This window comes from Aliivibrio wodanis, from assembly GCF_052920805.1.
Genome location: NZ_JBREXA010000002.1, coordinates 2,677,261 through 2,690,755 on the forward strand (window position 1 = coordinate 2,677,261; position 13,495 = coordinate 2,690,755).

General features: G+C 37.1%; 14 protein-coding genes and 2 pseudogenes. 2 read left to right on the forward strand and 14 right to left on the reverse strand.

What is annotated here, in order from left to right:
• Positions 1–18 precede the first annotated feature (18 nt).
• Together ACU5DF_RS20430 and bamJ are read right to left on the reverse strand one after the other, a co-directional pair.
• Positions 19–522, reverse strand: coding sequence for a DUF2780 domain-containing protein (locus ACU5DF_RS20430; RefSeq protein ID WP_446713992.1), 504 nt, complete (start codon positions 520–522; stop codon positions 19–21).
• Positions 523–633: 111 nt separating this feature from the next.
• Complete coding sequence (bamJ, locus tag ACU5DF_RS20435; RefSeq protein WP_045102987.1) at positions 634–1,254, reverse strand: BamJ family beta-barrel-assembly machinery protein; 621 nt, start codon at positions 1,252–1,254, stop codon at positions 634–636.
• A 139-nt stretch (positions 1,255–1,393) separates the two neighbouring features.
• Here bamJ and ACU5DF_RS20440 point away from each other — a divergent pair, with 139 nt between their 5' ends.
• Entirely contained in the window at positions 1,394–2,053 is a 660-nt protein-coding gene (locus ACU5DF_RS20440; protein WP_045102986.1) for a LysM-like peptidoglycan-binding domain-containing protein, read from the forward strand.
• A gap of 23 nt (positions 2,054–2,076) precedes the next feature.
• Here ACU5DF_RS20440 and ACU5DF_RS20445 read toward each other — a convergent pair.
• Positions 2,077–2,409 (reverse strand): annotated as a pseudogene (locus ACU5DF_RS20445) (EamA family transporter); the annotation flags it as partial.
• A 98-nt stretch (positions 2,410–2,507) separates the two neighbouring features.
• Here ACU5DF_RS20445 and ACU5DF_RS20450 point away from each other — a divergent pair.
• Entirely contained in the window at positions 2,508–3,629 is a 1,122-nt protein-coding gene (locus tag ACU5DF_RS20450; protein ID WP_446711344.1) for an ISAs1 family transposase, read from the forward strand.
• A 20-nt stretch (positions 3,630–3,649) separates the two neighbouring features.
• On the opposite strand, the pseudogene ACU5DF_RS20455 reads toward ACU5DF_RS20450, so the two are convergent.
• The 11 genes and pseudogenes from ACU5DF_RS20455 to cpdB all read right to left on the reverse strand — a co-directional run.
• Positions 3,650–4,174: pseudogene (locus ACU5DF_RS20455) on the reverse strand (DMT family transporter); the annotation flags it as partial.
• Between the two features lie 19 nt (positions 4,175–4,193).
• A complete protein-coding gene (locus ACU5DF_RS20460) occupies positions 4,194–4,646 on the reverse strand; it encodes a GNAT family N-acetyltransferase (protein ID WP_446713993.1) in 453 nt (150 codons plus the stop codon).
• Between the two features lie 60 nt (positions 4,647–4,706).
• The gene (locus ACU5DF_RS20465) at positions 4,707–5,282 is read right to left on the reverse strand and encodes a Crp/Fnr family transcriptional regulator (protein WP_045102983.1); all 576 of its coding nucleotides are present in this window, start codon (positions 5,280–5,282) and stop codon (positions 4,707–4,709) included.
• 22 nt (positions 5,283–5,304) lie between these two features.
• A complete protein-coding gene (locus tag ACU5DF_RS20470; protein ID WP_045102982.1) occupies positions 5,305–7,059 on the reverse strand; it encodes a bifunctional lysophospholipid acyltransferase family protein/GNAT family N-acetyltransferase in 1,755 nt (584 codons plus the stop codon).
• Positions 7,060–7,062: 3 nt separating this feature from the next.
• Entirely contained in the window at positions 7,063–7,518 is a 456-nt protein-coding gene (locus ACU5DF_RS20475; protein WP_446713994.1) for a hypothetical protein, read from the reverse strand.
• Between the two features lie 53 nt (positions 7,519–7,571).
• Positions 7,572–8,027, reverse strand: coding sequence for a YHS domain-containing (seleno)protein (locus tag ACU5DF_RS20480; RefSeq protein ID WP_446713995.1), 456 nt, complete (start codon positions 8,025–8,027; stop codon positions 7,572–7,574).
• Positions 8,028–8,037: 10 nt separating this feature from the next.
• A complete protein-coding gene (locus ACU5DF_RS20485) occupies positions 8,038–8,787 on the reverse strand; it encodes an NRDE family protein (protein WP_446713996.1) in 750 nt (249 codons plus the stop codon).
• Positions 8,787–9,329, reverse strand: a complete 543-nt coding sequence (locus tag ACU5DF_RS20490; protein WP_045102978.1) for a DinB family protein — start codon at positions 9,327–9,329, stop codon at positions 8,787–8,789. Before ACU5DF_RS20490 ends, ACU5DF_RS20485 begins: the two co-directional genes overlap by 1 nt.
• Before the next feature lie 9 nt (positions 9,330–9,338).
• On the reverse strand, positions 9,339–10,469 hold the full coding sequence (locus ACU5DF_RS20495; RefSeq protein WP_446713997.1) for a D-alanine--D-alanine ligase: 1,131 nt from the start codon (positions 10,467–10,469) through the stop codon (positions 9,339–9,341).
• A gap of 4 nt (positions 10,470–10,473) precedes the next feature.
• Entirely contained in the window at positions 10,474–11,058 is a 585-nt protein-coding gene (locus ACU5DF_RS20500; RefSeq protein ID WP_446713998.1) for a DedA family protein, read from the reverse strand.
• A gap of 403 nt (positions 11,059–11,461) precedes the next feature.
• On the reverse strand, positions 11,462–13,441 hold the full coding sequence (cpdB, locus tag ACU5DF_RS20505) for a 2',3'-cyclic-nucleotide 2'-phosphodiesterase (protein WP_446713999.1): 1,980 nt from the start codon (positions 13,439–13,441) through the stop codon (positions 11,462–11,464).
• Positions 13,442–13,495 lie beyond the last annotated feature (54 nt).

Below are 13,495 nucleotides of genomic sequence, written 5' to 3' on the forward strand. Positions count from 1 at the left end.
TTTTTATTTAGATTTAGTTTATTTCCAAAGCGCACTCAAAGAGTTAACCAAGCCTGAACTTGCATTTTGAGAGCTTAAGTATTGAGTGACTAGAGGAGTAATCAATGAGATTAATGACGGATCAAGACCTAAGCTTTTAAATGCACTTTGAACACCATCCATATTGGTGATTAAAGAAGTTAATCCTGTAGAGTCTAACGCTGAAACTCCAGGAATTAGTTGGCCTAACTCACTTTTATTATCAGAAGACAGTTTATTTTGAGCCACAGAAAGTAAAGCTCCAATACCACCAACCGCTTGTTCTGAAGTTAATGACAGCTCATTTTGAACCTTATCAGCTAATGTAGATTCATTACTTGATTGATTGTAGAGAGAAAGAGCGGCATTTAATGCAGGTCCAATTAATGCGGCACTGCTTGATTGAGTTGAAGTTGATGCTTGTGTTGAACTTGAATTGCCATCAGTTGATTTACATGCAACTAGAGCTAAGCTGCTTAATGCGATAATAAGTACTTTTTTCATTGTTATTTCCCTTAACATTATTTTAAACTTCTTAACATTCTGTCGAGTGTACGATATAAAAAAAGCGATGCCTAGAGGCATCGCTTTTTTATTTTAATCTTTTAAGAAAGATTAAACGATTTCTAGTAATTCTACTTCAAATACTAGTGCAGCATATGGAGGGATTGCAGCGCCAGCGCCACGTTCACCGTATGCAAGGTCTTGTGGGATAGCAAGCTTCCACTTAGAACCTACAGGCATTAGTTGAAGAGCTTCAACCCAACCAGCGATAACGCCAGTTACAGGGAATTCAGCAGGTTGACCGCGCTCTACTGAACTGTCAAATACAGTACCGTCAGTTAGCATACCGTGGTAGTGAACACGTACTGTTTTATCAGACGTTGGGATTTCGCCAGTGCCTGCAGTTAGTACTTCATATTGAAGACCAGACTCAAGTACAGTCACTTCTGAACGAAGAGCGTTATCAGCTAGGAAAGCTTCGCCGTCAGCAGCAGCTGCTTTAGACGCTTCCGCACGAGATTCTTCAGCACGCATGTGAAGTGCTTGAAGTGCTTCGTTGATAGCATCAACTTCGATTTCTGGCATGTCGCCAGTTAGTGAAGTTGCGATACCTTTAGCGATAGCTGCAACGTTTAGGCCTTCAAGACCAGATTGTGCAAGTTGTTGACCCATTTGAAGGCCAATGCCGTAGCTTGCTCTTTGCTCTACTGTTTCTAATTTAACTTCAGACATGCTGTCTCTCTTTCTTTATATGGTATAAACGAAAGACTAAAGGATACAGAGATCTAAGCTTAAGGTAAACTTTTGTACTTCTTTGTACTCTGATATTAGAATAAAACGTGAGCTAACTAGTTTCGCATAAGGCGATGGTATGAATGAAAAGAAAAAAATGAATATAAAACGGCCAAATTTTTCTGAGTCATTGGAAGGATTAAAGAAAAAGTGCGCACCTCTTATTGAAGTAGTCGCACCTTATTGGTCGCGTTTACCTAAATTTCATCAAACAGCGTTGCGAGTTTTAATTCCTGTCACTTGTGTTTTAGTCTTATTACCACATGGTACGACAGAAGAGACTGATAGTATTCAGCCTACAATGATCCCTGCGGATGAAATGCAAAGGCAGAGTATAAGTTTGAATCTAGAAGGTCTAAGTGAGCAAGAGGGTAATCTTAATGAAACCTCTTCATCTTATGATACTGCTCAAGAGAAAAAAATAGCTAAGTTGGTAGAAAAAACTAAGCCGATAGAAAAAGCCCCATCATCGATTCAGGGTAATTGGCAGAATTATAAGATTAAAGCCGGTGATACGCTCTATCAAGTATTTAGAAAAAATAATTTACCATTAACAGAATTAAATAAATTGGTTAAAATTGAAGGTACAGATAAGCCATTAAGTAATATAAAAAAAGGCCAGCTGTTTCGATTTAAATTGGATTCACAAGGTGATCTAGACATTGTGCAAATCGAGCGAGATGGCCAAGCGGTCACGTATTTTCGACTTTCCGATGGCAACTTTGGGCGCAGTAAATAACTGCCACCAAGCTTTTTATATTACTATCTTCCTCTTACTTTCTTTAACCAAGTTTTAGGCATAAGAGGGAGAATGATTAATGCAATGCCTATTACGGTTAATAAATCAGGCACCTCATCAAACCATATTACTCCAAATAGAACGACAAAAATTAGCCCTGAATATTCCGCTAAAGATATTTGGGTTGCAGGTGCTTTCTTATAGGCCATGGTTGCTAGACCATTGTAACTAATAATAAAGGTAGCACTTAATGCAATCCAAAAAATTTCATTGTAATTTAATGATTGCCAGTAAAACCAAGCTAACCCTCCCGAAACAGGTAGAGATAATAATGTGGTCCAAAATAGGGTGGTGATCCAGGGCAAGATCACGAATGTTTTTTAATCAATTAAACGATCGATTTGACGATCAGATTTACCTGTGATCATATACCTCCTTTAACGAGGAGAATTCGATGCACATTGACCATTTTAAAGAACACTTTCATGAAATAACAGACCAAAGACAAGGTGCAAAAGTAACCTATTGCCTTTTTGAAGTTCTATTCGGCTCAATGTGTGCTGTTATTGCAGGAGCAAAAGGCTGGTTTGATATTAGAGAATACATTCTTGGTCATCACGCTTGGTTTGAACGTAATGGTATGTTTTTAAATGACATTCCTGTCGATGATACGATTGCTAGGATTGTTTCAAATATTGAACCAGAGCAATTTCATCAATGCTTCGTCTCTTGGATGTCTTCAGTGCATTCTTTAACTCAAGGCCAAGTCGTTGCTATTGATGGCAAGACACTTCGTGGCTCTTATGATCGAGACGACCGCTCAAGTACTATCCATATGGTGAGTGCTTACGCCTCTTCAAACAAATTGGTTTTAGGGCAGTTAAAAACAGAGCAAAAAAGTAATGAAATAACAGCTATTCCAGAGCTTATTAAGATGCTTGATATTAAAGGCGCATTAGTGACTATTGATGCCATGGCATGCCAAACGGCAATAGCCAAAGTCATAATAGATAAGGGCGCAGACTACTTATTAGCAGTAAAAAACAATCAAGGCTCGCTACGCAAATCTGTTGAAAAAGCATTTTCAAATCAACGCTCTACAGTAAACAAACTCATTAACCTTGAGCAAGGTCATGGCCGTATTGAATCACGTCAAAGTTATGTATTACCAAGTACAGCTCTAGAAGGTAACTTTTCTCGTTGGAAAGGCTTAAAAAGTATCATCATGATTGAAAGCTTTCGTGCCATTAAAGGAAAACAGCCCAGTCTAGAATATCGTTATTACATTAGCTCAAAAGAATTAAGTGCAGAGCAAGCAGCAGTGGCGGTCAGAGAGCATTGGGGGATCGAATCAATGCACTGGGTACTCGATGTCAGCATGAATGAAGATGCTTGCTCTATATTCAAAGATAATGGTGCCGAAAACCTTTCCTGCTTACGACACATGAGCTTGAACATGCTCAGAGCTGAGCCCACAAAACTGAGTATCGTGGGTAAACAAAAGCGATGCATGATGAATACTTCAATGCTTGAATCTGTTTTAACGGCAGGTTTTTTCTCAGAGGTTAAAATTTAACCACTCATGCGGTTGCCCTGGGTGGTGATCACCGATTGTTCATTAGGGATTTTTCGAATCAAAATATTATATGATGCTAAAGTCATTGCTGTTCCGAGTGCAAAAATTGCTGCCCAATGGAATTGAGAGGGGCGTAAAATAATAATAACACCAATAAATCCAATCACGGTTTGAAGTACTTTTTTAGCTGAAGGTCTTTCATTAAATAACAGCATGGAAAGCGGGATCATCAATAATGGAGCGGTATAAAAAACGGCATTGGCAGTAGCAAGAGATAAATAAGTAATCGATACCACCATGCAACAACTGCCAATTAAGAGAATATGAGATCTTAATACCGTTATTTTTGGATTACTTAAACTTCTTGATGTCGAAGGTTGACGAGCCCAAAAAGGAAAAAGAAGAGTGAGAGAGACCAGTTGGCGCAGAAAAATATATTGAAAAGGTGAAACTCCACCATCAAGAATTTTTACTGCTACATCTGACAGAGATGCCAATAAATTACCTAATACAAGTAAGATAATTGCGAGGTTGACTGGCGTCATCATTGATTTCATTTTCGTATTATTTAGCTAGTCGCATATCGACATGAGGGATATCATCCTCAAGATACATATCAGAAATCACGTTAAAACCATGCTTTTGATAAAAGTGACTTAAATGTTCTTGAGCGCCAATATCAATCGTTTCCCCAGGCCACAATTGCTCACATTGTAATAATGCTTCTGATAATAATTGATGACCTAAACCATTACCTCTGGCTGTTTCTTTTGTTGCTACGCGCCCAATGCTAGGGTTTGTATAACTAACTCCTGCTGGAAGTAGACGAGCACAAGCGACTATTTCATTATTTTTAGTCCCAATTAAATGATAGACGCCTTTATGGCAATCTTTACCATCTAATTCAGGGTATGGACAAGTTTGCTCAACGACAAAGACATCAACTCTTAAACGAAGCAGTTCATACAGTTGCGCGGTAGTTAAGTCATTAAAAAGTATTTTTTGCCAATGGATCATAGAAATTATCCCGATGAAAAAAGAAGATCATCAAGATACCTATTTTCACTTTTTAAGACATTAACTTATGTTAACTTTTTTAATTCTATTTTTAATACGACTTAAGCTGATGTGAGTGATCCCAAGATAAGCCGCTACTTGATAGTCACTTAATTGTGAGTGAAGGTCAGGGTAGTTTTGACAGAAAATCTCGTAACGAGACTGAGGGGAGTAAAGTAACATAAAGCGCTCTTTTCTCTCTTTATAGACTAATTGAGTTTCGACTAGCTTTAGATAGAAAGGATGAGATTGTGCTCGCCATTGCTGCATATAAGAGATAGGTAAAGATAAGATCGTCGTTGGTGTTAAAGTTTCTAACGTATAGGGGGATTTCTCGTTATCTATTACTCCTTCAAACCCGACAACCCAATCACCTTTCCAGTAAAATTCTTTACTGAATGCCTTACCATCTTCAGTTAAATATGAAGCATGACAAAGTCCTTCTAATAAAAAATAGAAGAACTTTGAATCGTCATTTTGTTTGGCAATAACGTGTTTTGGTTTTAAATATTCTAATTTACTACTGTGAATTAGTTTTTTAATTTCATCAGAAGAGAAGTTATAGTTTTGAAATTGCTGAATAAAGTCATTGAGCATGGGTTAGTAGCTCTGAGTATTTTTAATTACTATGGTGTTTTTCAAGGTAGCACATCGCTTCTTCTTTCCCCATATATTTACTTAATGTTTTTTGTGGCACATTACTCATATCGACTACAATTAACCCATCTAGCGCGTCATTAAAATCTGGATCGACATTGAAGCAAACTAGCTTCCCATTTAATCCAATATACTGTCTAAGTAAAACAGGAAGTCCTTTCCCTTTTTCTATCCTGCTAAGTACTTTTGATAAGATTTTTAAATCACCAAGTAAAGAAAGCATATCGCCGTTCCATACTTGTCTTTTTAATGGTTTGAGTGGGGTTGTTGCAGTGACTAGTGCTGCTTTCTCATTATCGTAATGGTGAATAGATAGTGTTGAAGCAATTAATTGACGAGCCGCTAAACTGTAATCATTACTAATACTGACAGGTCCAAATAAGTGAGTATATTTAGGGTGTTGATATACAAAAGTTGAAATCCCCTTCCAAAGCAAAAGTAGTGAGCTAACATTGCGCTGATATTTTTTAGCTACGACTGAGCGACCTACTTCAATTGAGTTGTGTAGTGTCTTGATAAACTCGTATTGGTAATTAAAAAGACTACGAGAGTAGAGACCATCAATACCAAACTTTTCAATTAATTCATCAACTAACCCTAATCGATAGGAACCAACAATTTCTTGATTTTTTTCGTGCCAGATAAATAAATGGTAATAGTGTAAATCGTATTCATCTAGATCACAGGAAAGCCCTGTACCTTCACCTACTTCACGAAAAGTAACTTCCCTGATACGTCCTATTTCTTTAATAACATTTGGGATGGCTTGGCTTTTTGTACAATAGACAGTAAGCCCATTTTGTTCTACTAGTTTAGTGTTGGGTGGGAGAGATTGAATTTCATTTGTCAAAATGTCAGAATTTATGGGATCCATAATTTGATCATAATCGGTTTTAATCTGCTCTGACTCAGCAGAATGATTAATGGTTGCCAACAAATAAGTATTGAGACGTAGATAATTAATGCATTCTATAGGGGATTTAAATCCATTAAGCTCTTTATGTGAGATAGATGAACCAATTGATAAATTAATGGTATTAGATTTTTTATTGAGCAGTTCTCGCCCCAACATTAAGGTACGTAGTAATGGGTGAATTTTCCCTGCCATATAAAAAGCATTACTGTTTTTAGCATCAATATAAATTGGGATGGTTGTGGCATTATGTTTAAGTGCTAATTTTGCAGCAGAATAGCTCCAACGCTTATCGAGTAATTGTTCTTTATTTTCATTATAGGTAGAAACCTCTCCCGCAGGAAAAATAATGAGTACTCCTTCACTTTCTAAATGCCGATGAGCTTCTCGAAGTGCTTTGGCATTGGTTTTTTTTGCGCTAGCAGATTCGAATACATCAACGCCAATAAATAATTCACTGATCTCAGGGATAAGTTTTAAATATTCATTAGCTAACACTTTTACATCTGAACGAATTTTACCAATTAGGTCCGCTAAAATAATACCTTCTAGTGCGCCTAATGGGTGATTAGCAACAATAACAACCGCTCCTGTTACAGGGATGGTATTTAATTCTCCCTGGTGCAAATGATAACTAACGTCTAATGACGAGAGTGAATGGCTCATGAATTCAAAACAGCTTAAATTTTCAGGGCGGTCTTGATAGTAAGCATCAAGTTGATTTAACCCAGTAGCCCATTCAGCAAAGGATTCTCCAATGCCAAATGGGGTTACTCTTGGTAAGCGAAATGGACTTGCAATCATAAACTAAGCTCCTTTTTCTTGAAATAAAGAAGAAAGAAATCCGCTATCTGATTTAAGGTCTTTTAATGCTAAAAATATGCCTGATAACCAAACTAAACAGGCCATTCCAAATAATAAGCCTCCGTCATAACCGATGATTTTTCCCATAGCATCAAATTCTGGCATTTGGATCCCAAGAGGGGTGAAAAGATGAAAGAAAATAGCGCCACTCATAATACCTGCCGCCATGACTGCGCCTAATCCATGAAAACGAGTAAAAAGCAGAATAGAAGCGAACAGTTCAGCAATACCGATAAGATAGCCGCCATAAATCCCAAACCATTCAATCCCTGACCATTCGCCTAAGACGCCAAAGATATGATCAGTTTCATATGACCCTGAGAATTTAAAGAAGAGAGATTGAATAAATACAAAGGCGATAAATACTGATGGTCCAAATTTAAATATTTTTTCTTTCATGATGAGTTCCTTTTACTTTAATGGCTGCAATAAGTTTTATATGTTGGTAATTATTATTTTTTTAGAAGTGAAGGCCAGTTCTTATCTGCCTTTGTTATGAAGAGTGGAATATTTTTTTCCCACCAACCTTTTACTTCAGCGTCATAATTTAAATAGAGCTTTCCTTTAACAATTGTCCATTGAAGAGGATCACCAGACGCGCGGTCATTTTTTTCTGATATCGCCCATGCACAAAATCCGCCGTATTGAGGTACATATTTGGTTGGATTTTTACGAAATGAGTCTAGGTTCTCTTGTGATGAGAAGTACCAATCTGCTCCCATATATGACATTACGTAATTATCTTTTCCTTTTAATGGGTTATCTGTTGCTAATTTACCCTCTCTAAAATAATCAACGGTGTCATAACCACCGACAGCTTTATTACTAAAGAATCCAGTATAAATAGGATCAGCAGCAAGACTCGATTGAGAAAATAACAACATAAAGAAACAAAGTAATTTTTTCATAGGGATAACCTTATTGAGTATAGTTAGGTGGGCTAAATTGATGGTCATGTTTAACTTCATAAGCCGTTATCTTAGATGTTTGGCATGGTGATCCTGAAGTGTAATTCATGATGCTTTTTTGAGTATTAACAATAATATGAGTCAAACTTACGGTGCTTGCATCTTCACGATACATGCAAGCTGATAGGTGCCCTTGTTGTGGGTGATGGTGATTATGGAATGCATGTAATGATTGACGATTAATGCCTTTACTCGTCATTTCCCTATAAAAAAAATGTCGTTTTTCAGTAACAAAAATAGGATCTACAGAAGAAGAGATCATTGGTGAGACAGCATCAATAGAATGAAAAAGTCGTCCATTCCATTGAAAAGCTAAAACTTTGGGTGGTTTTTTGGCTGATTTAGCACCAAAAACTAATAAAGAAAAAGGAGCAAAATATGATAGATCGGTGTGTGATAATAGGTGTTGTATTGCATTTAGATCATGACAGGCTGAAAGGTGTTTAATTAGTAAACCTCGACTTTTTAATTCTGTTGTTGGCAAACAACCTTGGTAATAGTTTAGTAGACAAACCGTAATGCCTCGATTGTTTGTAGCAATCCAACTACCTCCTCCAAGAGGATCAATAGGCATGAGTGATTCAATATTATTTTGTTTAAATCTCCGAGGCTCGAGAGCAGTAGGGCGAGATTTCTGTTCATCTCGATTAAAAAACAACTCATAGCCTAATTCAGTATGAAACCAAGATACGGTGCACATTATGCATCTCCTCTCAGAAAACTAGAGGTCGTTGGAGCATAACCAAATGTTGAGATGGTATTGATATTCAATAAACGAGTTATCACTTTCATTAATGCATAATGGTGTGAGGCATGCAGTGAAGCAAAAGTGATCTCTCGTTCAATACTTGATTTCATAGCATGACTTTGAGTAACGTAAGGACAAACTTCAGTGATAAGAGATATTGAACGGGTTAAATATTGCTGAGGGAGCAAATTCAACCATTGAATTATTGAGTTAAGTTCCTTAATTGCGAGTTCTTTATTTGTTTCGATTAAGTGCCCACGTCGACGATTATTATAGTTAATTGCTTCCTCATCTTGGGCTGTTCTAATGGCGTAAAATAAATCGAGAATATGGCGAAAATGCTCACCAATAGAACTGTCAACATAAGGAGATGCGAGGTGAGTATAATCCCTATCACTAATATTATTTAATAGCTGTAAGCCTTGTTGTAATTCATCAATACAACCACTAATAACAGGCGATAGTTCTATTATTTCTCTTTCTTTCATTGGCATAAATACTCTCTAGTCAGTTGATGGGTATTGAAGAGTTAGATTTTTCTCTTCTTTCCACGCTGAAAATAATTCTTTCAATGTAGGTGAAACATATCCTTTTTCTTTTTGTTGTGCTCCAATTTCAAATAATGTTTTGTATTGAAACAATAAAGTAGAAAAAATCGTTTTAAGAGGCGTGTTTCTGTCCCATATATGCGCAGCTTCACTACTCGCACCATTTATTTCTAAAATAGTAAAATCCTCCCCTTTTATAAGAGAATTAATATTTTTGAATTTGACGTCTAATCTGCCGTAGTAAAAACCATCAAAGTCATCAAAAATAGCATCTAAACGTTCTGCTAATGTAGCGGTTATGTACTGGTTTCCATCTCTAAAAATTGACCCGCGGCTGTGACTGCCAGCAAAAGCTAACTGAAATTCTTGATTAAGGGCTAATACCGTATCTAATTTATTTTTATGTCGAGGAAAATAGAGGTGAGAGAGTTTTCCTGCTCGGTTATCTGATTCAATTAGTTGTTTCAGAGTTTGCTTACCATCACCGATTACACTAGGAGAGTATTTCAGAGTAAGGGAAATTACGTTTCCTTTTTTTTGATTGGGATAACGAATATAAAATAGACCTGCTTCAGCTGAGTAAGGAGCTTTCTGTTGAATTAAGAAACGAGCGTTGATAGGGAATGATTCAAAATAATGAGTCAATTGTTCTGGAGTTTGAATTAATTTGACTCCTGCTCCACGACAGCCTAGATCCGGTTTAGCGACAACAGGAAAAGTCAGGTTGTGATTATCCATCGCATTCATAGCTGAGTTGGTTTGTTGCTGAACAGAAGAGCTATCTGTTGTTATGGTGATGAATGGAGAAATCCAATTTTTGGTTGATTCTCCCGCTAACTGAAGGATATCGTGCTTGGATTCTCCGACCATTCCACTAAGTTTAATTGAAGGGTTTACAACTAAAGGTAGGGTGAAATCTTTATATTTAATACCTAAAAAGAGGCTTTGTATTACAACTGGCGCATAAAAAAACCAGCTTGGTAAAAACTCATAAGGAGAGATACTACGAAGTTTATCTTTTTCTAATATTGGCATCCCTCCATTGATACGGTCTGCTGCAATGGTGGCGATTTTTTTATTTTCCATGGTATTAATTCCTTTGTAATCGCTTTTTAGCAAAACGGTTTACGCTAAATAAAATAAAAGTCATTATCGGGATAAGTAACCACTGGTTTTCACTCGTTTTTGCCCAAGTTGTGGTGCCTAGAAAATATACACTAGGAAATACGATAGCGGTCCAAATGCCAGTCGCAGCCATTACAGCAACAAAGAATCGTTTAAGGCTAATATGAAAAATTCCGCTTAAGGTGAATCCGATGGTACGTAATCCTGGAATGAATCGAATAATGAATAAATTAAGCATAGGATTATCTTTGAGTTTTTTCCTTATATACCGTAAATGTGGGTTAGTGAGAGTTTTATAGCGAAATGGTCGAATACGTGTGGATGCTTTTCCTAGAAAATAGAGACCAAGATCTCCACTAGCTATACCAATAAATGCAGCAATTAAACCAACTGATGTAGGTAAGACGCCTTGGGCAGACAAACTTGCAGCTGTTACGATAGCTAGATCTTCCAATACATAAGATAAAAGAATAATCCCAATAAAAAGAGATAATTGGGAGTAATTCTGAACTAATAATTCATCTTGAATACTGCTAATAATGTCGTTCATAGATGTTCCAAAAATCAAGGTGGACTCGCTTGTTATGGTGTTATTGGTTTGTAAGCAAATGTATCCTATCTGTTATATATGAACTTTCGCTTCATAAATAGTTCAGATTGATTTTAGATTCAAATCATTACCATGAATGATTCGTGCGAATTATAGGCGGTTAGTAATACAATTGTCATTAAATATTTCAGTATATTTCAGTATATTTCAAATTGTATCTTTAGATTTGATTTATTACGGTGGGGGATATTTAGAATTGTGGATATGTAGGAGTTAATTTTTAGCTAGATATTCGAATTGACGATAAGCTATATTTTTATATAAAAATAGCACGGTTAAATAACCGTGCTATTGAGTGTACTAATATTGTAATTCAGTCAAACCAAAGGTTGGTTTAGAAAAATTACTTACTTAGATCAATGTTGTATACCGCAAAACCAACTTCATCAGTGGCTACACGCTTCATCGGGTATTGACCTTTCTCTTTGATGAATTTCGCAGCTTTTTCTGTTGGTGCTGTTTCAAAGCGGATATCTAATTTTTCGCCACCTTTGATAGGAGCAAAAGACCAGTTGTTATCTGCTGAAGGCTTCACTTGACCTTCTTCTTTGCTTACTCGTGAAATGTAGCTAGAAAGAACGGTACGGTTTTCATCTGGTGCATCAAACGCGATGAAGTCAGTACCAGTACCTGGGAACTTATTGCTGTAAGCACGATAATTATTGGTTGCGATAAGGAAATCTTGTTTCGCATCAATAGGCTTGCCTTGGTAAGTCAAGCCAACGATACGCTCAGAACCTTCATTGATTACTTTACAGTTACCGTCATATTTTGCAGGTTGAGTAACATCGATTTGATAGTTTACACCATCAATGACATCAAAGTTATAAGTACGGAAACCATCCCAATCAATTAATTGTTGAGGTGCAGTGCTGTTGATATCAATTTGCTTAAATTGACCAGCTGAACATTCAAGCCACTCTTTTACTTCTTTACCTGTAACCTTCATCGCAACTAGGGTATTAGGGTATAGGTATAAATCAGCCGCATTACGGAATGTTAATTGGCCTGATTCAACTTCGGTGAAGTTTGTTGGGTCATTTCCACGACCGCCTGCTTTGAATGGTGCAGCAGCAGAAAGTACAGGAGTACCATCTAAATCTGGATCACCTTGGATGAAGCGTTCAACGTAATCTTTTTGTGCAAGGTTAACAATTTGAACTGTTGGATCATCTTGAACTAGAGCTAAGAAGCTATACATTACATCGTCAGCTTTACCAATTGGTTGGTTAACGAAATTACGTGTGCCTTTATGGTCTGCTTCTAGTGCTGTGATAATTCCTTTATCTGCCGCAGCTAATGATTTTTTCTCTTTCTTATCAAAGATAGGGCGAGCTTCAGATTGACCTTTTACTACAGCCCATTTGCCATCTTTTTGTTCTAGAGTTAAATCCATTACACCAACATGGCTTCCCCAACGTCCAGGCATAACCGCAGCAACACCATTCATTGTGCCATTTTGGTTATCAATACCTTGCATATTGTCGAACCCTTTACCAGGGAATACGGCGTGAGCGTGACCAAATGCGATAGCATCAATGCCTTCTACTTCTGATAAGTAGAATGTTGAGTTTTCTTCGCCTTGCTTATAAGGGTCAGTTGAAACACCTGAGTGTGGGATAGCAACGATAACATCTGCACCCTCTGCTTTCATTTGAGGAACAAGTTCATTGGCTGTTTCAATGATGTCACGAGCAATGACTTTACCTTCAAGGTTTTTCTTATCCCACGTCATGATTTGAGGTGGAACAAAACCAATGTAACCCACTTTAATTTCGTGCTCTACGCCAGCAGTATCTTTAAACTTATGCGTTTTAATGATGTATGGCGTAAAGTAATGTTCTTTTGTTTCTGCGTCATACACGTTTGCACTAATGTATGGGAAATCAGCGTCGTTGATAGATTCAGCTAAGAAATCTAAACCGTAGTTAAACTCATGATTACCTAGGTTAGCTGCATCATAATCTAACTGATTCATCGCTTTATATGCAGGGTGAACTTCACCCGCTTCAATGCCTTTATCTGCCATGTAGTCACCCATTGGACTACCTTGCAGTAAATCACCGTTATCAACAAGAACGCTGTTTATTACTTCATTGCGTGCTTCTTTTACTAAAGTAGCAGTGCGCGCTAAACCAATTTTTTGAGATGGTTTATCTTTGTAGTAATCGTAATCCATCAGATTAGTATGGATATCTGTTGTTTCTACTACTCGTAGCTTAATCACTTCATTTGTGTCGGGTGTTGTTGTACAGCCCGAAAGAGTTAGTAAGCCTAGGCCAGCAAGTACAGCAATTGATACAGGTTTAGCAGAGAGTTTCATCGTGTTCTCCAAAGGTGATAATCATAAAAGCGTCAATAAGATAACAGATTGGTT